18 protein-coding genes and 1 riboswitch are annotated in these 19444 nt (G+C 68.2%); of the genes, 7 read left to right on the forward strand and 11 right to left on the reverse strand.

The annotated features are described in order from the left end of the window. Positions 1-407 precede the first annotated feature (407 nt). Positions 408-974 (forward strand): hypothetical protein, encoded by a 567-nt coding sequence (locus BM052_RS11950; protein WP_091147104.1) that lies wholly within the window; start codon positions 408-410, stop codon positions 972-974. A gap of 45 nt (positions 975-1019) precedes the next feature. Here BM052_RS11950 and uvrA read toward each other — a convergent pair whose 3' ends face one another. Then, on the reverse strand, positions 1020-4016 hold the full coding sequence (gene uvrA, locus BM052_RS11955; protein ID WP_091147239.1) for an excinuclease ABC subunit UvrA: 2997 nt from the start codon (positions 4014-4016) through the stop codon (positions 1020-1022). Positions 4017-4178: 162 nt separating this feature from the next. Here uvrA and BM052_RS11960 point away from each other — a divergent pair, with 162 nt between their 5' ends. The 5 genes from BM052_RS11960 to BM052_RS19935 all read left to right on the forward strand — a co-directional run bounded on the left by BM052_RS11960 (position 4179) and on the right by BM052_RS19935 (position 6600). Beyond that, complete coding sequence (locus BM052_RS11960; RefSeq protein ID WP_091147107.1) at positions 4179-4550, forward strand: hypothetical protein; 372 nt, start codon at positions 4179-4181, stop codon at positions 4548-4550. Positions 4551-4805: 255 nt separating this feature from the next. After that, a complete protein-coding gene (locus BM052_RS11965; protein ID WP_177198443.1) occupies positions 4806-5426 on the forward strand; it encodes a ribosome-inactivating family protein in 621 nt (206 codons plus the stop codon). A 29-nt stretch (positions 5427-5455) separates the two neighbouring features. Continuing rightward, positions 5456-6052: a septal ring lytic transglycosylase RlpA family protein gene (locus BM052_RS11970; protein WP_091147241.1), complete on the forward strand. Its 597-nt coding sequence runs from the start codon at positions 5456-5458 to the stop codon at positions 6050-6052. Between the two features lie 154 nt (positions 6053-6206). Then, positions 6207-6452, forward strand: coding sequence for a helix-turn-helix domain-containing protein (locus BM052_RS11980; RefSeq protein WP_255406100.1), 246 nt, complete (start codon positions 6207-6209; stop codon positions 6450-6452). Next, positions 6436-6600, forward strand: coding sequence for a hypothetical protein (locus tag BM052_RS19935; protein WP_177198444.1), 165 nt, complete (start codon positions 6436-6438; stop codon positions 6598-6600). The genes BM052_RS11980 and BM052_RS19935 overlap by 17 nt, the downstream gene beginning before the upstream one ends. A 441-nt stretch (positions 6601-7041) precedes the next feature. Here BM052_RS19935 and BM052_RS11985 read toward each other — a convergent pair whose 3' ends face one another. The 10 genes from BM052_RS11985 to BM052_RS12030 all read right to left on the reverse strand — a co-directional run bounded on the left by BM052_RS11985 (position 7042) and on the right by BM052_RS12030 (position 18387). Beyond that, positions 7042-7776, reverse strand: a complete 735-nt coding sequence (locus BM052_RS11985) for an ABC transporter ATP-binding protein (RefSeq protein ID WP_091147112.1) — start codon at positions 7774-7776, stop codon at positions 7042-7044. Then, positions 7773-8738 (reverse strand): FecCD family ABC transporter permease, encoded by a 966-nt coding sequence (locus tag BM052_RS11990; RefSeq protein ID WP_091147114.1) that lies wholly within the window; start codon positions 8736-8738, stop codon positions 7773-7775. The genes BM052_RS11985 and BM052_RS11990 overlap by 4 nt, the downstream gene beginning before the upstream one ends. Further along, positions 8735-9823 carry a helical backbone metal receptor gene (locus tag BM052_RS11995; protein WP_091147117.1) on the reverse strand — a complete coding sequence of 363 codons (1089 nt, stop codon included), beginning with the start codon at positions 9821-9823 and terminating at the stop codon, positions 8735-8737. The genes BM052_RS11990 and BM052_RS11995 overlap by 4 nt, the downstream gene beginning before the upstream one ends. After that, complete coding sequence (locus BM052_RS12000) at positions 9820-11637, reverse strand: TonB-dependent receptor plug domain-containing protein (protein WP_091147244.1); 1818 nt, start codon at positions 11635-11637, stop codon at positions 9820-9822. The genes BM052_RS11995 and BM052_RS12000 overlap by 4 nt, the downstream gene beginning before the upstream one ends. A gap of 97 nt (positions 11638-11734) precedes the next feature. Continuing rightward, a riboswitch (cobalamin riboswitch) is annotated at positions 11735-11928 on the reverse strand. A gap of 88 nt (positions 11929-12016) precedes the next feature. After that, positions 12017-13531: an allophanate hydrolase gene (gene atzF, locus BM052_RS12005; protein ID WP_091147119.1), complete on the reverse strand. Its 1515-nt coding sequence runs from the start codon at positions 13529-13531 to the stop codon at positions 12017-12019. 1 nt (position 13532) lies between these two features. Further along, positions 13533-14951, reverse strand: a complete 1419-nt coding sequence (locus BM052_RS12010) for an AtzE family amidohydrolase (protein WP_218151549.1) — start codon at positions 14949-14951, stop codon at positions 13533-13535. After that, positions 14948-15124 (reverse strand): DUF4089 domain-containing protein, encoded by a 177-nt coding sequence (locus tag BM052_RS12015; protein WP_177198445.1) that lies wholly within the window; start codon positions 15122-15124, stop codon positions 14948-14950. The genes BM052_RS12010 and BM052_RS12015 overlap by 4 nt, the downstream gene beginning before the upstream one ends. 8 nt (positions 15125-15132) lie before the next feature. Beyond that, positions 15133-16746, reverse strand: coding sequence for a regulator (locus BM052_RS12020; RefSeq protein WP_091147124.1), 1614 nt, complete (start codon positions 16744-16746; stop codon positions 15133-15135). A 19-nt stretch (positions 16747-16765) separates the two neighbouring features. Next, entirely contained in the window at positions 16766-17452 is a 687-nt protein-coding gene (locus BM052_RS12025; RefSeq protein WP_091147127.1) for a cysteine hydrolase family protein, read from the reverse strand. Between the two features lie 74 nt (positions 17453-17526). Further along, on the reverse strand, positions 17527-18387 hold the full coding sequence (locus BM052_RS12030) for a hypothetical protein (RefSeq protein WP_091147128.1): 861 nt from the start codon (positions 18385-18387) through the stop codon (positions 17527-17529). A 173-nt stretch (positions 18388-18560) separates the two neighbouring features. On the opposite strand from BM052_RS12030, the gene BM052_RS12035 reads away from it, so the two are divergent. After that, positions 18561-19274: a GntR family transcriptional regulator gene (locus BM052_RS12035; protein WP_091147131.1), complete on the forward strand. Its 714-nt coding sequence runs from the start codon at positions 18561-18563 to the stop codon at positions 19272-19274. The last annotated feature ends 170 nt before the right edge of the window (positions 19275-19444 follow it).

Raw genomic sequence — 19444 nt, forward strand, 5'->3', positions numbered from 1 at the left:
ATTCGCTTGCCGCTCGTTGAGGCGTCTTGGCATGCTGCTTTTCAAGTTGCCTTTACAGACGGCAGATCATGTTGAATTCGCGGTCAATGAGCTGGATCAAGTTCATGAGGTTTTTGTCGGCGACCAGACACCGAGGCGCCATCCGCAATGTCCCGGATGGGGCTGTCGCGTAGGCCCCGCGCAACCGTCGCAGGTATCGAACCGCTTCGCGGCTCGCCGACCTCTTCACGCGTTCCCGCGCGAAACAGGATCTGCCCACCGCACCGGGATCTTTGAGGGATGATGAACCCGTCACCGTAGTTGCCGATACGACAGTCGAAACGCGGCCATTGCGCGAATATAGTCGCCGCTTCAGCGAATCGCTTCGTCATGAGAGCGCGGCGATATTTGATGGGAGGGGAGCCGCCATGCCAGGCATCTATGTGGCACAGAAAACCGGCATGCGCGGCCGCGCCGGCCTGGCGCTGCCGTTCACCCCCACCACCGGGCCGATCGACCTTGCCGTCAACCATGGCGAGTTCATCACCGTCGGGCAGGACGAGCCCATCGACGTTTCCTCCGGCTCGCTCCACGGGATCAAGACCGCGCATGTCGGGGAATGCTCGGTGCTCATCGTCGCGGAGTGGGCCGGGCACGATTGGGGCCGCCTCTATTTCGATCACGTCGGCGGATCGAACTTCGAGCTGGCCTGGCCGACGCTCAAGAAGTTCACCGGCAAGGTCCACCAGCAGCACTGCTACTCGGCGGTGCTGGCGACCACGCGCTACAACGCCTATGCGTTGGTGGGCGAACTGATAAAGGTGGGCTATCCCGCCCACTGCATGTCCGCCTATATCGCCAGCACCGACACGATCGAAGTGGGCTATGCGGTGAACGGCGGCCTGTTCGGCGAAATCTCCCGATCGAGCGACCAGAAGGACATGACCCCCTACGGTTATCGCGGCCCGACGGCGATCGACACCATCTGGCCCTGACACCCCCTCACCACTTGCCTCCGGCGTCCCATTTCGCGGGAAGGATCACCGCTCCAGCAGTGTCCGCAAATAGGCCCCGGTGAAGCTCCGGGCGTTCGCGGCCACTTGCTCCGGCGTGCCTTCGGCGATGATCTCGCCGCCGCGCACGCCGCCTTCGGGGCCGAGGTCGATGATCCAGTCGGCGGTCTTGATGACGTCCAGGTTGTGTTCGATCACCACCACTGAATTGCCCTGGTCGACCAGGCGGTGGAGCACTTCCAGGAGCTTGCGCACATCCTCGAAATGGAGGCCGGTGGTCGGCTCGTCGAGGATGTAGAGCGTCTGCCCGGTGGAGCGGCGGGCCAGTTCCTTGGCGAGCTTGACGCGCTGCGCCTCGCCGCCCGAAAGCGTGGTCGCCTGCTGGCCGACCTTGACGTAGCCCAGGCCCACTTCGTTGAGCATGTGCATCTTGTCGCGGATCGGCGGGACGGCCTTGAAGAACGCCTCCGCATCCTCGATCGTCATGTCGAGCACGTCGGCGATCGAGTGGCCCTTGAACTTCACTTCCAGCGTCTCGCGGTTGTAGCGCTTGCCGTGGCATTCGTCGCACGTGACGTAGACGTCGGGCAGGAAGTGCATCTCGATCTTGATGAGCCCGTCGCCCTGGCAGGCCTCGCACCGGCCGCCCTTGACGTTGAAGCTGAAGCGCCCGGGCTTGTAGCCGCGCGCGGCGCTTTCCGGCAGGCCGGCGAACCAGTCGCGAATCTGGGTGAAGGCGCCGGTATAGGTCGCCGGGTTGGAGCGCGGGGTGCGGCCGATCGGGGACTGGTCGATCTCGATCACCTTGTCGCACAGTTCCAACCCCGTGATCCGGTCATGCGGGCCGGCGATCACCCGCGCGCCGTTGAGCTGCCGCGCGGCGGCGGCGTGGAGCGTGTCGAGCGTGAGGCTGGACTTGCCCGAGCCCGATACCCCGGTGACGCAGCAGAACGTGCCGAGCGGGAAGCACGCCGTCACTCCGGCAAGGTTGTTGGCCCGCGCGTTCTCCACCGTGACGAAGTGGCCGTTGCCCTTGCGGCGCACCTGGGGCACCTCGATCCGGCGGGCGCCGGTCAGGTATTGGGCGGTGAGGCTGTTGGTGTTCCGCAGCACTTCCTCCAGCGTGCCCTCGGCCACCACTTCGCCGCCGTGGACGCCGGCGCCGGGGCCAAGGTCCACCACGTGGTCGGCGGCGCGGATCGCGTCCTCGTCATGCTCCACCACGATCACGGTATTGCCCAGGTCGCGCAGGCGCTTGAGCGTTTCCAGCAGCCGGTCGTTGTCGCGCTGGTGCAGGCCGATGCTCGGCTCGTCGAGCACGTAGAGCACCCCCGACAGCCCCGAGCCGATCTGGCTGGCGAGCCGGATGCGCTGGCTCTCCCCGCCCGACAAGGTGCCGCTGGTGCGATCGAGGTTCAGGTAGTCCAGCCCGACGTTGTTGAGGAAGCCCAGCCGTTCGTTGATCTCCTTGAGGATGGCCTTGGCGATCTGGCGCTGCTGGTCGGTGAGCCTGGCGTCCAGGGCGCCGAACCACTTGAACGCGTCCGCCACCGAGAACCGCGCCGCGTCGGCGATGTCGCTGCCGCCCACCTTCACGCTCAGCGCCTCCGGCTTGAGGCGCTTGCCGTGGCACACCTCGCACGGCTGCGCGGTCTGGAACCGGGACAGTTCCTCGCGCATCCAGGCGCTGTCGGTCTGCAGCATGCGGCGGTTGAGGTTGCCGATCACCCCCTCGAACGGCTTGCTGACGGTATATTCCTTGCGCCCGTCCTTGAAGGTGAGCGGCACCGGCTTGCCCGCGGTGCCATGGAGGATCACCAGCCGCACCTCGCCCGGCAGGTCCTGCCAGGGCGTGGCCAGGTCGAACCCGAAGTGCGCCGCCAGGCTGGAGAGCACCTGCATGTAGTAAGGGCTCGGCGGGTTGGACTTGGCCCAGGGCACCACCGCCCCCTGCTTGAGCGTCAGCGCCTCGTTCGGCACCACCAGCTGGGGATCGAACAGCAGCTTCTCGCCCAGCCCGTCGCAGGCCGGGCAGGCGCCCTGCGGCGCGTTGAAGCTGAACAGCCGCGGCTCGATCTCCTCGATGGTGAAGCCGGAGACCGGGCAGGCGAACTTCTCGCTGAAGACGATGCGGTTGGGGGGAAGGCCGGCACCTTTGAGCGCTCCCTTGCTCGATCCCGCCTCTCCCTTCGTGTCGAGCGAAGTCGAGGCACTCCCGGCGCCGGATTCCCGTGTCCCGACTTCGCTCGACACGAAGGGAGGTGAAGCATTGATTGCGGCAACGGTCGTATCCGCCAGGTCGATATAGGCCAGCCCCTCGGCGAGGCCCAGCGCCTGCTCGAAGCTGTCGGCCAGCCGCGTCTCGATGCCCGGCTTCACGGCGATGCGATCGACCACCACCTCGATATCGTGCTTGTACTTCTTGTCGAGCGCCGGCGCGTCCTCGATCGCGTGCATCTCGCCGTCGATGCGCACGCGGGTGTAGCCCGCCTTCTGCCATTCGGCGAGTTCCTTGCGGTATTCCCCCTTGCGCCCGCGCACCGCCGGGGCCAGCAGGTAGAGCCGCGTACCCTCGGGCAGGGCCATGACCCGGTCGACCATGTTGGACACCGTCTGCGCCTCGATCGGCAGGCCGGTGGCGGGCGAATAAGGCACCCCCACCCGCGCCCAGAGCAGGCGCATGTAGTCCCAGATCTCGGTCACCGTGGCGACCGTGGAACGCGGGTTGCGGCTGGTGGTCTTCTGCTCGATCGAGATCGCGGGGCTGAGCCCGTCGATATGCTCGACATCGGGCTTCTGCATCATCTCCAGGAACTGGCGCGCATAGGCCGAAAGGCTTTCCACATAGCGCCGCTGCCCCTCGGCATAGATCGTGTCGAACGCCAGGCTCGACTTGCCGGAACCCGAAAGCCCGGTGATGACGATCAGCTTCTCGCGCGGCAGCGCGATATCGAAACCCTTGAGATTATGCTCGCGCGCGCCGCGAATCGAAATCACGGGGACGCTGGTGTGGGAGAGACTCATGAAGGAGGTATGTTCCATATTTGTTCGCCCCAGGCAAGGGGGCGCGGCGTTGCACACGCGGTTGCCCCCAAGATGGGGAGCGAACGGCTCGTCGCAATGGCTTTGCAATGATGCGTCCGATGCGGCACATTTGGCCGCATCGACTTGAAGGGACTGGGAAATATGAGGGAACGTGGGGTTCTGGCCATCTTGGCGCTGGGTGCCTGCGCACTGTCCGCGCCGGCTTTGGCGGACGATCCGAACGACCGGCTGACGCCGGACGAGCTGGCGCGCGACCGGGCGATCATCCGCCAGCTCAACCAGGACCAGCTCGCCCAAGTGCGGCAGCGCGACGCCCGGTACGCCGACGGCTGGGACAGCTACGCACGCGCCCGCAACGGCTGGCGCGACGGCGAGGACGGGAACGCCCGCCCGGCATCGCGGGACGATGCCGACTACGCCGCGCGGCGCGAATACCAGGACGCCATGGCCGAATGGCGCGCCGACGTGCGCGCCTGCCGGGAGGGCGATTATTCACGCTGCGCGCGGCGCTGACCGGACGGCGGCCGTCGCCGCGCGAAGGGCGCCAGGGGCTGTGCGCGAACGGCCGGCGCCGGTTCAGCCGGGACGGGTTGTGCCGAGCTCGCTCGAAGGGGCCTGGTATCGGGCAGGACCCAAGCGCGAATCCTCGACCATGGCTTGCATGAGCCGGCGCAGGGCCTAGAATTTCACCCGTCAGGTCGCGACCTGTCTTGCGCCGGGACCCGTGGCGACAACACGGGCCGGGCGATGCCGCCGGGAGAGCGCGAAGTGTACATTCTCAGACTCGACGGGAACTATGCCGCCGACATGCGCGTCCTTGCCAACGGGGTGACGGACGACAACGCCGGCCTGTCCAGCGCGCCGCGCCGGCGCCGCGCCGGTTCTACGGATACCGCCGATATCCAGGTCTTTTTCGGAACCCGCTCGATCGTGGCGACGATCCGCGAATCGGATCTCTACGTCATCGGGTTCCGCAACGCGGAAGGAAGGCCGTTCTTCTTCAAGGGCATGAACGGCGGATCCCAGGAACTGCGGTTCAACTGCAGCTATACCGACAGCGACGGCATGGCCCTGTTCATGCAAGGCCCTTCCAAGGATGCGCGAACGCCGCATAACCGCCAGAGCATCGTCAAGGCGCTGGGCATGCTGGCGGATTTCCGGGGCGGCAAGGACGTTCATCTGATCGTCGGGATGGCGCTGCTGGCGTTCATGGTCTCCGAAGCGATCCGCTTCACTTATATCCACCATCAGGTCCGGATCACGTGCAGCGACGATGCCATGACTTTCGCGCTTGCCGACTATGAGATCTACATGAAGAACTGGGCGGCGCTTTCAAAGGGCGAGGTCCCGAAAGGCGCCGTGGCGAACCGGGTCTATACGTCCTATTGATGAGGCCCGTTTTGAGCGACCTTGCGATCATGACCGCGCCTGCCCGCAACCTTTCCCCCACCCGTTTCGGCGCCTGCCTGCTTTCCGCCCTGTGCCTCACGCTTGCCGCCTGCGGCGGCGGCGTGCGCTATCGTCCGGTCAGCGATACCCCGGTACGGATCGGGCCGCCCTACACGGTGCGCGGGACGACTTACACGCCCGCCGCCCAGCCGGGCTACGACATGCTGGGCTACGCGACGTGGTACGGCAGCGAGAGCGGCAACCAGGTCGCCAATGGCGAGCGGTTCCGGCCCGACTGGATCACCGCCGCGCACAAGACGCTGCCGCTGCCCTGCTACGTCGAGGTTACTTCGCTCGACACCGGGCGGCGCATCCTGGCGCGGATCAACGATCGCGGGCCGTTCGGCGAAGCCGCGCGGATCATCGACCTGTCGAAAGGCGCCGCCGAACGGCTCGGCGTGCGCGCGAAAGGCAAGGCGGCGGTGCGGGTGCGCGTGGTCGAACCCGACGCGCGCGACCGCGCGGCGCTGCGCAAGGGCCATGCGGCGCGCGATCTGCCGCCGGTATCGGCCCGCGCGCTGGCCGACCTCCAGGCCCAGTTCGCGCGCGGGGTCGGCGCGCGCTGAAAGCGCGGGTTCAGGCCACCGCCTCGGCGTAGAGTTCGGTTTCCTTGCCGATCAGGATATCCGCCAGGAACCAGTAGGCCTCGCCCCAGGCGGACAGGACCTCGTCGGTCGCGGCATCGCCCAGCACGTCGCGGACATCCGCCTGGGCGATGTCGTGCGGCTGACCGAGCCATGTCTTTCACCCGCCGACTGCGGCAGCTGCGTGCTGCGCCGGAGTTGCGGCCTGACCGCGATGCTGGGCCGGGCGATGGCCGCCTTCCTGGCCGAGCTTGATGGACAGACGCTGGCCGAAGCCGCGGCGCAATCGCGCCTGCCCGCCGCCTTCACCGCGGCGGGAACCCGGGACCCACTTCCTGCATTTACTCGCGGAGAGGAGAAACATCATGAGCATCGGAGCTGAAATACCCTTCCGCCGCACGCAGCGCGGCCGGAACGCGACGGGATCGCTGATCTTCGACCGGCAGCGCGAGGACCGCCTGCGTGAGGGTCGGGTGTCGGACGACGAAGAGATGCGCATCTGGTCGAACGGGCGGTTCCGCAAGGCCTGAGGGCAAGGCCTGAGGGCAAGGCCTGAGGGCAAGGCCTGAGGGCAAGGCCTGAGGGCAAGGACTGATCTTCGCCGCGAAGTTCAAAGAGGGGCTCGTCACGCGCCCCTCCGCCCAGCCCTCTTCCCGACCGGGGAGAAGGAAGAGGGCTGAGGCCCCCTGAAGCAGGATGATTCGGCCGCGAGCGCGATGCCCGGCGAGACCCCCCCGGCGAGACCGGAGTGTACCCGGCAAAAAACGCTGTCCTACATCGCCCGGCCATGACACGGTGCATATGGCATCCGGTGCCGTGCTCTTTGCATCGTTAATAGCAAAGTCCCGTGATCGGCGGGTTTCCTTGTCTTCGACTATCGCGAGCCGACGCAGGCAGTGTGGCGAATCAGGGTATTGGCCAGGGCGGTGTAGTGCCGCCCTGGATCGCTTCGTCGTTTCGAGTAAAGCCCCCTATCCCACCGAAAGCGCCCTGGCGCCGGGCTCTCCCAGCCAGCGCGCGGGGCAGTTCCAGACGCGCGCGATCAATCCCGGATCGAGCGCGCTTTCGGGCGGGCCGTCGGCGGCGAGGCGGCCCTGGTCCAGCACGATCACCCGGTCGGCATGGTTCATCGCCATGGCAAGGTCATGCAGCACCAGCACCACGCCGCGTCCGGCCCTTGCCTGTTCCCCAAAGCGCCCCACCAGCGCGGCGGCATGGCCGAGGTCGAGATTGGCGAGCGGCTCGTCGGCCAGCAGCCAGCCGGGGCGCGTCGCCAGCACCCGCGCCATCAGCGCCCGCGCCCGCTCGCCGCCGGACAGGCGCGAAACCGGACGGTGGCGGAACGCCTCGAGGTCCATCGCCGCCAGGGCCTCGTCGATCGCGGCCCGCGCCTCGCCCGCCCCGCGCCAGGGCAGGCGGCCCAGCGACACCAGCACTTCGACGGACAGGTCCCACGCAACCTCGGGCGATTGCGGCAGGTAGCCGATCGCCCGCGCGCGCGCCTGGTGGGCGATCCGCGCGAGCGGGGTGCCGTCCAGCGCGACATGCCCGCCATCCGGCCGCAGCAGCCCGGCCAGGCAGGCCAGCAGCGTCGATTTGCCGGCCCCGTTCGGCCCGCAGATCGCGGTGACCTCGCCCGGATGCAGCGCGAGCGACAAGCCGCTCAGCCGGCCTTTCACGCCAAGGTCGAAAGCCTGCAGGCTCATGCCAGGCCCTTCCGCATCCGCAGCAGCAAGTGCAGGAAGAACGGCGCACCCAGCAGGCTGAGCGCGATGCCGAGGCGCAGCTCGCCCCCGGCCAGCGGCAGGATCCGGCACAGGCAATCGGCGATCAGCAGCAGCAGCGCACCGGCCAGCGCGCTCGGCACGATCAGCGAGGACGGGCGGCGGTCGGTCAGCGGGCGCACCAGGTGCGGCACCACCAGGCCGACGAAGCCGATCACTCCCGCCACCGCCACGCTCGCCCCCACGGTCAGGCCGATCCCCACGATCATCAGCGCCTGCAGCCGGCGCGGATCGAAGCCCAGCGAACGCGCCGCCGCCTCCCCCAGCGTCAGCGCGTCGAGCGCGCGCGCGGCGGCCAGCAGCACGCCGATCCCGGCCAGCGTCAGCGGCGTCGCGATCCAGACATCCCGCCAGGACCGGTCCGCCAGCGCACCCATCAGCCAGGTGACGATCTCGCTCATCGCAAAAGGGGTGGGGGCAAGGCTGATGGCAAGGCTCATCAGCGCGCCGGCCAGGCTGGAGATCATCAGCCCGGCCAGCGTGAACAGCGCCACGCCGCCCTCCCGTCCGGCGATCAGCGCCAGCAGCGCCATCGCTCCGCCGGCGCCGATCAGCGAGAACAGCGGCAGCAGCCAGGCCGAGGCGGCATAGCCAGTCCAGAAGCTGAGCACCGCGCCCAGCGCCGCGCCCGGCGCCATGCCGAACAGGCCCGGATCGGCCAGCGGATTGCGCAGGAAACCCTGCATCGCCGCTCCCGCCGCGCCCAGCCCGGCGCCCAGCACCAGCGCCAGAGCCGCGCGCGGCAGGCGCAATTGCATGAGGATCACCGAGGCATTGCGCGTTTCCGGCGCGAAGGGATCGATCCACACCCGCCCGGCGAGCAGCGACAACGGCACCGCCAGCGCCAGGGCGGCGAGAAGGAGAAGGATGAGGCGGCGGTTCACGATCGCACCTTGAGGCCCACTGTCCTCCCCGGCACGGGGAGGTGGCGGCGCGAAGCGCTGACGGCGGGGATTTCCCATCGAGGCGCCGTGCCCGGACGAGTATCCCCTCCACCGCCTTCGGCGGTCCCCCTCCCCGTGCCGCGGAGGACAGCATCGCGATGGAAACCCGCCGGAGATCGAGCGATTCGACGCTGCCCCGGATTCGATGTTCGCTGCTCCAGCCCCCGCCTCACTTGCCCCAGCCGCGCCAGTGCGCGCGGGATGGTGGGGCCGCCGCACCACAGCAGCGCGCTGTCAAGCGGCGCGCGGGTGGTGCCCGGGATCGCTCGCAGCGCCGGGTGGCGCAGCATCCGGTCTTCCTCCGATCGCGGATTGCCCACCGCGAAGATCACTTCCGGCGGATCGGCCAGGATGCGTTCGAGCGGAAGGTAATCGGCCTGCGAAAGCCCGCGCGCGGCGGCGGCGTTGACGAAGCCGGCACGGCGGAGCAAGTCGGCGATCAGGGTGCCGTCACCCGCGACGATGCCGCCCGATTGCCAGACCAGCGCCGGCACCAGCGCGGCGCCGGCGGGCGGCGCGGCATCCTTGACCGCGGCTTCGATGCGCCCGACCAGCGCCTCTCCCGCAGCGGGGTTCCCCGCCAGCGCGCTCAGCTCGCGCACTTGCGCTTCGGACGCGGCGACGTCGGCGGGGATGGGCAGGGTCACGACCCGGATGCCAAGGTCCCGCAGCGCCTGCCGGGTCGTCGGGGCCAGGAAGGAACCCGCCACCACCACGTCCGGAGCGAGCGCCGCCACTTCCTCGACCGAGCCCGAAGTCGCCGGAAAGCGCCGCGCCAGGCCAAGGTCCATCGAACTCGAGGCCGGATCGCGGCTGTAGTGCGAGATCGCCAGCAACTGCCCCGGCACCGCGACTTCGGCGAGGATCGCGTCGGTGCAGGGGTTGAGCGAGACCACCGTGGGCTGGGCATGTCCGGCGGCCGGCCCAGCCGCCGCCCCCGGCGAGCACGAAGCCAGCAGCAGGCAGGCGACAAGGCCTCCCCTCCCTTTCAGGGGAGGGGCCGATGGCGGAGCCCCTCGCCTCACATCTTCACCCGCACCCCGGCATAGGCCGAACGGCCGGGAGTGCCGTAAGTGCGCACCACTTCGTAGTGCTCGTCGAACAGGTTCTCGACCCGGCCATAGACTTCCACGTTGCCGGTCACCGCGAAAGCACCGCGCAGGCCCACGACGAGGTGGCCGTCGACGTAGTTGCCATTGGCCGTGTCGTCATAGCGCCCACCCCCCACGCGCAAGTCCGCGCCGAGCTTCAGGCCGATGTCCCAAGCTTTGTCGAGGCTGGCGTGGAGGTTGCTCTTCGGCCGCCGGGCCAGCCGGGTGCCGGTCCGCTGGTTGACGGCGTCGAGGTAAGTATAGGCCAGGTTCACGTCGAACCCGTTCCAGTTCGTCACCTGCATGCCCAGCTCCACGCCCTGCGCCCGCGCGCGGCCGACGTTGTAGTAGTTGTAGCTGGCCAGGTCATAGTCGATCAGGTTCCTGGTCCTGCGATCGAAGTAGGTGATCGTGAAGCGCCCGGTGCCTTCGGCGAAGGGCTGTTCAACGCCCGCGTCCCAGCCCTTCGACGTCTCGGGATCGAGCGCGCGGAAACCGCCGTTGGTATAGAGCTGGTACAGCGAAGGCGCCTTGAAACCCTCGCCATAGCTGGCCCGCAGCACCGGCGCGTCTTCGCCCGATCCGATCACCCAGGCGCCGTTGGCGGCGAAAGTGGTCCTGTGGCCGAAATCCTCGTGATCGTCGTAGCGCAGGCCGCCGTTGAGCGTCAGCCCCTCCAGCGGGTGCAGCGTCAGGTTGCCGAAGTAGCTGTCGATCGAGGTCGAATCCTTCGATCCGAAGTTGTCGTCGAACTTCTGCCGCTCGGTCTCGGCGCCGAGCAGGATCGATGCCATCTCCACCGGCGCGAACGAGACCTGGCCCTCCACCCGCTCGGTGCGTCCGTTGGTTTCGTAGGGGCCGAACACCGCGTGATCCGATACGCGCCGGGTGTCGTTCAGCCCATAGCCGACGCGGGCCGACAGGCGATCGTCAAGGCCGGAATAGCGCAAGTTGGCATAGCCCAGCACATCGCGCTTGAGCCCCAGGTTGAGCGCGTCGGCGCCGGTGTCGTCGTAATCGTAGTTCGCCCTGGTCCAAAAGCCGCCGGCATCGACCGAAAGGCCCTGCGTCAGTTCCGCTTCGGCGCGGGCATTGGCGCTCCTGCTTTCGAAGCCGTCCTTTTCGGCGGCGCCGCGGCGCTCGTCGAAGGCCGAATAGCCGTCGCCCTTCAGCCACTGGCCGCCCAGCGTCAGGCCGACGGGACCCAGCTTGCCGGCCGCCGACGCGCCCACCTGCCTGCGGTCGCGCCAGCCGTATTCGGCCTGCCCGCGCGCGGTCCACTGGTCGGTCGGGCGCGCGGTGATGAAGTTGACGACGCCGCCGATCGCGCGGCTGCCCCACAGCACGCCCGAGGAACCGCGCACCACTTCGACCCGGTCGAACTGGCCGATGGTGAGCGCGCCGAAATCGAACCCGCCGCCGACATCGCCCGGATCGTTGATGCGCACGCCATCGATCAGGACCAGCGACTGCGCGTTCTCGGCCCCGCGGATGAAGACGCTGGAGGGCTGGCCGAAGCCGCCGGACTGGACGGTCGAAATGCCGGGCAAGCGCGCCAGCACTTCGGTCGCGGCGGCCGCCTGGGTGCGCTCGATATCCGCGCGGGTGACGACGCTGACCGACTGGCCGATCTGGCTACGCGGGGTTTCGGTGCGGGTGGCGGTGACGACGATGGTATCGTCAGCCTCGTCGGCCATCGCGGGCACGCTCACGGCAAGCGCCGTGCCCAGCAAAAACGGATATTTCATATGCATTCCTCCGAACCTTGAACGAAATGCCGTTCATGGCGGAGGGCGCGCAGGCCTCATGCGCGCGTCTCGCTGCTTTCCGGTGCACCCCGCCCGGCGCGGAACGACCATCCTGGGCAGGTCTCCTGACTCCCGGATCGATGCCCGCCCCCGCCTTCCCAGCCCGTTGCGGGGCCAGTGGCATGTCGGAGGCGCACTCCCCGGTCACAGTTGCGGGGGCAGCGCCGGAGTCGAACCGGCTTCCCTCTTCGGCCCGCGCCCTTGCAAGGCACGCGGACAACCCATGACGTGCCCGGCCGATAGTGCGGCACGGCACGCTTGGCAAGTACGCGCCCCCGAGGCCGTGGGGCGGATTGCGCGAACGCGTGTGCCCCCTTCGTCAAGCCCCCTGCGTTCGCCGGGACGATGGGTCGTGCCAAGGGACGGCCGGCACAAGATCCGGCCGCGCCTTTTCCAGTCCACTCTCCGCGCCCAGCCCATTCTCCGCGCAAGGCGAGGGCAGAGGCGCGATCGGTTTCTCCCGGTCGATGCCGGCGCCGCAACCGGCCAGGCGATGCAGGCGATCGGCCAGCGGGGCCAGCGCCTCGTCGGCGAAGGCGGGGCCGACCAGCGTTACGCCGAACGGCAATCCGTCCGGCCCGAAGCCCGCCGGCACCGCGATCGCCGAAAGCCCCAGCAGGTTGCAGAAATTGGTGTAGAGCCCGAGCGCGGCATTGCGGCCGATGGGATCGCCGTGCATTTCGGCGACCGTGAAGCTGCGCGGCGTGGTCGGCAGCAGCAGCACGTCGGCCCGGGCCCACTCGGCCTCGCACCGGCGCCTCAGCGCCTCCAGCCGGTATCGGCCCCGGAACGCATCCACGGCCGTATAGTGCCTGCCGCTCGCCAGGATCCTGCGCACCGCGGGGTCCAGCACGTGTTCCGGCAGCCCCAGATCCTCGAATGCGATCTGGCGCTCGGCCACCCAGGGCCCTTCGTAAAGCAGTGCCGCGACTTCGCGGAACGGAGCGTAGTCGATCTCGACCACCGCTTCGCCGAGGCGCGCGATGGCGGCGGCGTAGAGGCTTTCGTTTTCGGGGCGGCCAAAGAACTCGCAATCGTCCTGCCGCAGCACGCCCACGCGCAGGCCCTGACCCGGTAGGCCTTGACCGGGCAGGCCTTGACCCGGCAGCCGCGCCCGGCGTGACCAGGGATCGGCGGGATCGAAGCCTTCGGCGATCCGGCGCAGTTCCAGGCCATCGGCGGTCGAAAGCGCGAAGATGCTGATGCAATCCAGGCTGGCGCAGGCCGGCACCAGGCCGCTGTTGCTCAGCAGCCCCGGCGTAGGCTTGATCCCGACGATGTTGTTGAGCGCGGCGGGCACCCGGCCCGAGCCCGCCGTGTCGGTCCCCAGCGCGAAGCTGACCAGGCCGGAGGCCACCGCCACCGCCGAGCCGGAACTCGATCCGCCGGAGATGTGCTCCGCGTCGAATACCGAGCGCGGCGCGCCATAGGGGGAACGCGTGCCGTTCAGCCCGGTGGCGAACTGATCGAGGTTGGTCTTGCCCATGACGATGGCGCCGGCGGCCAGCAGCCTCGCCACCACCGCCGCGTCATGCCGCGCGACATGGGCGAATTGCGGGCAGGCACAAGTGGTCGGCAGCCCCGCCACGTCGATATTGTCCTTGACCGCGAAGGGCACGCCCCACAGCGGCAGGCTGTTCGGCATCGGCGCGCGCGCCAACAGGGCCTCGATCGCGGCGGTCGATTGCGCGGGCGAGGTCCGGCTGATGAAGGCGGCGGGATCGCCCATGTCGATCCGCCTGTCGACCGCCGCGACCAGGGCATGGGGAGTCCATGCACCATCGGCATAAAGAGCGCGCACTCCGGCAAGGTCCAGGACTGCCGGCAATTCCATGCTAAAGCGCTTCCCCCGGCGTCGCGGCGCAGGTGCCCGCCACCCCCGCGCGTTCCAGCGCGGCGGCGGCCCGCATGGCCAGATCCTCACGCCATGGCGGCGCGATCAGTTGCACCGCGATCGGCAGCGCCCCGCTCCGCACCGGCACGGCGACGATCGGCACGCCGACGAAGCTGAGCGGCTGCGTCAGCAGGCCGATATTGGCACGCGTGGGAATATCCGCTCCGGCCACCTGGATGGTCGCCTGCCCCAGCAGGGGCGCGCTGCACGGCGTGGCCGGCGCGATCAGCAGCGCGTGGTGGCGAAACGCCTCCAGCAGCTGGTCGCGGAACACCGTGCGGCAGCGCTGCGCCTGCAGCACCGCGTTCGCCGGAACCAGGGTGCCCGCCAGCAGCCGGTCGCGAGTCGCCGGGTCGAAATCGGCGGCATGGGTCCTCAGCTTCTCGAAGTGAAGATTCCCGCCCGACGCGCACGTGAGCACGAAAGCCGCCGCGCGCGCCTCGGCGGCGCCGGGCAGCGTAACGCGGGCACGGGCGCCCAGGGCCCCGGCGACGCGCGCCACCGCCTCGCGCCCCTGGGCGTCGGCCAGGTCGTCGAACCAGCCGTCCAGCACTGCGACGCTGCCGCCGAGCGGCTCCGCGAGAAACGGCGAGACCGGGCTCGGCGGCAAGTCGGCGCAGGCGAGATCGCCCGCGTCGTGGCCTTGCAGCACGTCGTAGATCAACGCCAGGTCGGCGGCGCTCCGGGCGAAGGGGCCAAGATGGTCCAGGTCATGGACGAATGGGAAAGTGCCGGTGCGCGGCAGCCGCCCGAACGTGGGCTTCAATCCGAACAGCCCACAGAACGAGGCCGGCACCCGGATCGACCCGTTGGTGTCCGTTCCCAGCGCGAACTGGACCAGCCCCGCCGCCACCGCCGCCGCCGAACCGCCCGAGGAGCCGCCCGCGCTGCGCGCCGGATCGAGCGGATTGCGGGTGGCGCCGTAGTGCGCGTTCTCGGTCGTGAAGCCATAGGCGAACTCGTCCATGTTCTGGGTGCCGACCAGCACCGCCCCGGCCGCGTTGAGGCGGCGGATCAGCACCGCGTCGGCGGCGGCGGGCGCCAGACTTCGGTTGATGATCGAACCGGCGGTGGTGACTCGCCCGGCAACGTCGTAGTTGTCCTTGACCCCGAACGGCACGCCCGCCAGCGGCCCGGGATCGCGCCCGGCGGCCACTATCGCATCGATCGCCGCCGCCTCTCCCAACGCCCGGTCCGCCATGACCTGGGTGAAGCAGTTGAGCGCGCGGTCGCGCTCGGCGATGCGCGCCAGCAGGCCCTCGACAAGCGCGATCGCGGAAAGCCCGCCCTCCCGCACCCGCGCGGCGATGCTGGCCGCCCCGGCCGTTTCGGCTGCGGCCTGCGAAACCGTGGCGATCACGGCCGGTAGACCGGCGCGGGTTCGACGAGCGGATCGAGCGGCCGGGCAAACAGCAGCGCGATCTGCACTTCCAGCACTTCGAGGTTGCGGATCACGCCCGGCAGGTGCTCGGGCGCGATCGCCATTCCATTCGCTTCGGCAAGCCGCCGCACCAGATCCTCGGTAATCCGCATCTGCGCCTTCATTCCGCCGGTTGCGTGGCCACGTGATCGTGATGATGCACCACTTCGTCGATCTCCGCCAGGATCTGGTCCTTGCGCGAAAGCACCGCCAGAAACACCGCGACGATCAGGTAAGCGGCGGCGACGGCGGGCGTCTTCATCACGCCGATCGCTTCGGAATGGATCAACCCGAAGAACGTCAGCACCGCGCCGGCCAGCGCGAAGCCGGATGCCCGCATCAGCTTGTTGTCGATAATCATCACCGCGATCGAACCGAGGATGATGCCCGCCAGCGTCGCGCCGCTGCCCAGCGTGACGAGGCCATCATAGAGCACGCCGTTGCTGGCGAGCGCTTCCATCCCGACCTTGCCGGCGTTGGTTCCCGCGGCGCCCAGGGCGTTGTTGATCTGGGTGGTGCCCCAGGCGGCGATGTTCGGGATCAGCGCGAGCACGACTGCCGGGGCGTGCCGGTGCGGGCTTTCCTGAAAGGCCTGCGCGCCGATCAGCATGCCGATGTAGAGCAGGATCGGCAGCAGCGCGACCGATGGGATCACCGCCATCATCAGCGCGACCACGCCGCACCAGGTCAGGGTCAGCATCATCACCCCGGTCGCCGCCGAATAGCCCATGCGCCCGCCCATCGCCTTCCAGCCGGGATGGCCGATGTAGACGGCGTTGATGAAGGGGTTGCCCATCATGCAGCCGATCAGGCTGACCACCCCGTCCGCCGTCAGCACGCGGGTGGTCGGGAAGTGATCGCCCGCCGCTTCGGCGCTCTCGACATTGTCCATCGCCTCGACGAGGTCATAGATGCCGAAGGGAATGGCGGTGACAAGGATCACGCCGATGTACTTGAAGCCGCCGAATACCTCGGCGAAGGCCGGCAGGGGCACGTGAAACCCGAAGTCGGCCAGCGCGCCGCCGACTTTTTCGGGGCCGATGCCGCCGATATCGAACCCCGCGGCCTGGCCGCCCCAGGCGATCAGCGAGCCCACCAGCATCGCCGCCAATCCGCCCGGTATGCCGCCCGGATAGCGATAGCCGCCCAGCCAGCTTGCCAGGATCACCGCCAGGCAGACGACGCCGATCACCGGCGTCATATAGAGCTGCGCGGCAGGGCTGAGCGAAATGAACGTGAGCGAGATCCCCGCAAGCGAGCCGAGCAGCGCCGCGCGCGGCGTGATCTTGCGGATCACCGGGGCGATGAAGCCGCCGATCATCAGCACGAAGCTCTGCACGAAGACCCAGGTGAGGCCGGCGCTCCAGGCGTCGACCGGATTGCCGGTCTCGATCAGGATGGGCAGCATCACGACGAAAGTGACCACGAACATGTGCGGCACGCTGATGCCCGAAGGCAGCGCGCAGACATCGGTGCGACCCTCCTTGATCGCGAGCTTGCGCGCGAGCCAGGCGTAGTAGCCGGTGCTGAGGAACATCATCAGCCCAAGCGCGGGCAGGATGCGCCCGAAGACGATCTCGTCGGGCATCTTCAGCACGAAGCGCAGGAGCCCGGTGAGCACCAGCACGTTGACGAGGATGTTGGTGCCGAACCCGAAGAAGGCGTTCCAATCGCCCGGGGTCCACTTGGGAACGGTGACCGCCGGCGTGGCGGCGCTCTGTGTCGTCGCAGTCATCTCATGGCCCTCCTAGGCTTCAGGAATCCGCCGGTTCCGCCGGTTCGGCAAGCGCCGCGATGGCGCTCTGGGAATCGCTGACCCACCCGAAGATCCCGCCTTGCGCGGCGATCATCCTGAGCGCCGCGACGTGGAAATCGGGAAAGTAGCTTGCCGTGCAATCGGACAGGACCAGGCACTCGATGCCCCGGTCGTTGGCTTCGCGCACGGTGGTGTGGACGCAGACTTCGGTGGTGACGCCGCAAACGATGAGCTGCGTCAGCCCCCGTTCGGCGATGATGTCGGAAAGTTCGGTGTTGTAGAACGCGCCCTTGCCGGGCTTGTCGATCACCGGCTCGCCCGCGACCGGATAGAGTTCGGGAATGATGTCGTGGCCCGGTTCGCCGATGACGAGAATCCGGCCCATCGGCCCCCTGTCGCCGATCGTCATCGCGCCGCGCCCGCGTATGCGCTTGGTCTCGTGCAGGTCGGACAGGTCCGGCTTGTGCCCTTCGCGGGTGTGCATGATGAAAAGCCCCGCCTGCCGGGCCGCGGCAAGCAGGGCTTCGAGCGGCGCGATGGCCGAGCGCAGCAGCGAAACGTCGTTGCCGAGCGCCGCGCCGAACCCTCCCGGCTCGACGAAATCGCGCTGCATGTCGATGATGAGCAGCGCCGCCTTGTCCGGATCGAGCGCGAATTCGTAGGGCTGTGCGGGTATCTGGACCATGACGATTGCTCCCTGCGTTTCGTGAGCCATGCCATCGGCGGGCCGCCTGCTGGCGCCGCCGCCGGGCCGGCCGGTCAGAACCCGAAGTTGAGCCCGACGGCGACGACCAGCTTGTCGCGGCTGCTGGTGCCGCCGTTGAGCAGCGCCTGCGCTATGACCAGATTGTCGTTGATAAGGTGGTAGTATTGCGCCTGGGCATAGACCGACGCCCCCGCCCCGCCCTTGATGAAGCTCAGCGGCGTGCTGGCCTTGAGGCCGGTGGAGACGACGCCGAAATTCTGGCCTTCGACCGCCAGACCGTTGTCCTTCGCCCCCCAATAGGTCTTCGGCCCGACCGTGATCCAGGTGGGTGCGGAAAGCTTGAAACCCTCGCCGGCGTAAGTCGGCTCCGCGCCCAGTTCGATATCGAACGTGCCGCCCTTCTTGCCCAGGACGACGGTGGAATCGCCGTCTACCGCCCAGAAGAACTTGGCATAGGGCTTGATCGAGACGGGCGAGTCCTTCGCGCCGTCATGATACTTCAGGCTGAACTCGATGTTGCGCTCGTCATGAAAGGCGACCGAAGGCTGGCCGCTGACGAACTGCACATACTGCACGCCCGCCTCCAGCCTGGGCGCGACATTGCCGCTGACGCCGACGAAAAAGTCGAATTCGTTGACCGCGGTGATGTTCCCGTCGCCGTAGCCGGGGTTGAGATCGGTCCACGTTCCGGCGGTGATCGCGATGCCGCCCGGCGATACGAAAACCAGGCCGTCAAGGACTTGCACCGTCGTCCCTTTCGAGGTGACGACCAGCCCGCGCGGCGTGATATAGTCGTTCTTCACCGAGACGTCGCCGAAGCCGTGCAGGCTCCAGTCTCCGCCCTCGTCGGCAAGGGCGGTGCCGCTCCAGCCGCATAGCGCGATTGCTGCAATTCCGAAGATGGACTTCCTCATATCTGGTCGCTCCCTCAAAAGATCAGCGCCCAGACATCCCCCCGATTTTCCGCGATCACGGTGTCGCGATACTGCATTTTGTATGCGAATTTGAAGAATTGCATGCAATCTATGATTCGGCAATGCTAATTGTGGACATACTGTCATTTTTGTATGCAAGGATTTGCGCCAGCATGGGAATTTGGCTAGCTACGCGCCATGACGACGGAGACTACGAGTTGAGCAGCACGGCAGTCGACAAGCTTGCCGACGATCTCACCAAGGCAATCATCGCGGGCGAATTCGCCCCCGGGTCAAGGCTTGACGAACAGCAGCTAGCGCAGCGCTATTCGGTTTCGCGCACCCCGGTGCGCGAAGCGCTGCGCCAGCTCGCGACCTCGGGCCTGATCGAAATCCGCCCGCGACGCGGCGCGGTGGTCACGCAAGTGACGCCGACGCAGCTGGAGGAACTGTTCGTCGCCATGGCCGAACTGGAAGCGACCTGCGCGCGGCTGGCGGCGCTTTCCATGGCGCCCACCGAGCGCCGCCGCCTGCAGGACCTGCACGAGCGCATGGAGAAAATGGCGAAGGACGGCGACGTGCCCGCCTTCACCGATGCGAACCACTACCTGCACACGATGATCTATGCCGGCGCCCACAACGCGGTACTTGCCGACATGGCCGCGGCGATGCGGCGGCGGCTCTCTCCGTTCCGCCGGGCCCAGTTCCGCGTCGAAGGCCGCCTGCCCAGGTCGCACGCCGAGCACGGAACCGTGGTCCGCGCGATCATCCAGGCCGACGCCCAGGGCGCGCACGCGGCCATGCTGCAACACGTCACCCTGGTAGAGCAAAGCTTCGAGGAACTCTGCGCAGCCAGCACCCTGGCGCCGCTTGGCCTGGGGAGCTGATGTCAAGCCGCCCAAGACGGTGCGGCAATCCATGGCGACGCTAACCGCCCTGAATTGCTTCGCCGGCTGCGCCGGCTCGCACCGACGAAGGGAGAAGATGGATGTCGCTCCAAGAGACTTGGTACGACGCAGCTGGGCCCGAGGATACAGGCCACCACCGGGACGTCCGC

The sequence above is a fragment of the Novosphingobium sp. CF614 genome (assembly GCF_900113255.1).
In the GTDB taxonomy this organism is placed as follows: Bacteria; Pseudomonadota; Alphaproteobacteria; order Sphingomonadales; family Sphingomonadaceae; genus Novosphingobium.

Excerpts from the sequence above, each read along its gene's own strand:
- BM052_RS11950 (WP_091147104.1), top strand. The coding sequence starts at position 408 with ATGCCAGGCATCTATGTGGCACAGAAAACCGGCATGCGCGGCCGCGCC.
- uvrA (WP_091147239.1), bottom strand. The coding sequence starts at position 4,016 with ATGAGTCTCTCCCACACCAGCGTCCCCGTGATTTCGATTCGCGGCGCG.
- BM052_RS11960 (WP_091147107.1), top strand. The coding sequence starts at position 4,179 with ATGAGGGAACGTGGGGTTCTGGCCATCTTGGCGCTGGGTGCCTGCGCA.
- BM052_RS11970 (WP_091147241.1), top strand. The coding sequence starts at position 5,456 with ATGACCGCGCCTGCCCGCAACCTTTCCCCCACCCGTTTCGGCGCCTGC.
- BM052_RS19935 (WP_177198444.1), top strand. The coding sequence starts at position 6,436 with ATGAGCATCGGAGCTGAAATACCCTTCCGCCGCACGCAGCGCGGCCGG.
- BM052_RS11985 (WP_091147112.1), bottom strand. The coding sequence starts at position 7,776 with ATGAGCCTGCAGGCTTTCGACCTTGGCGTGAAAGGCCGGCTGAGCGGC.
- BM052_RS12000 (WP_091147244.1), bottom strand. The coding sequence starts at position 11,637 with ATGAAATATCCGTTTTTGCTGGGCACGGCGCTTGCCGTGAGCGTGCCC.
- atzF (WP_091147119.1), bottom strand. The coding sequence starts at position 13,531 with ATGGAATTGCCGGCAGTCCTGGACCTTGCCGGAGTGCGCGCTCTTTAT.
- BM052_RS12015 (WP_177198445.1), bottom strand. The coding sequence starts at position 15,124 with ATGCGGATTACCGAGGATCTGGTGCGGCGGCTTGCCGAAGCGAATGGA.
- BM052_RS12020 (WP_091147124.1), bottom strand. The coding sequence starts at position 16,746 with ATGACTGCGACGACACAGAGCGCCGCCACGCCGGCGGTCACCGTTCCC.
- BM052_RS12025 (WP_091147127.1), bottom strand. The coding sequence starts at position 17,452 with ATGGTCCAGATACCCGCACAGCCCTACGAATTCGCGCTCGATCCGGAC.
- BM052_RS12030 (WP_091147128.1), bottom strand. The coding sequence starts at position 18,387 with ATGAGGAAGTCCATCTTCGGAATTGCAGCAATCGCGCTATGCGGCTGG.
- BM052_RS12035 (WP_091147131.1), top strand. The coding sequence starts at position 18,561 with ATGGGAATTTGGCTAGCTACGCGCCATGACGACGGAGACTACGAGTTG.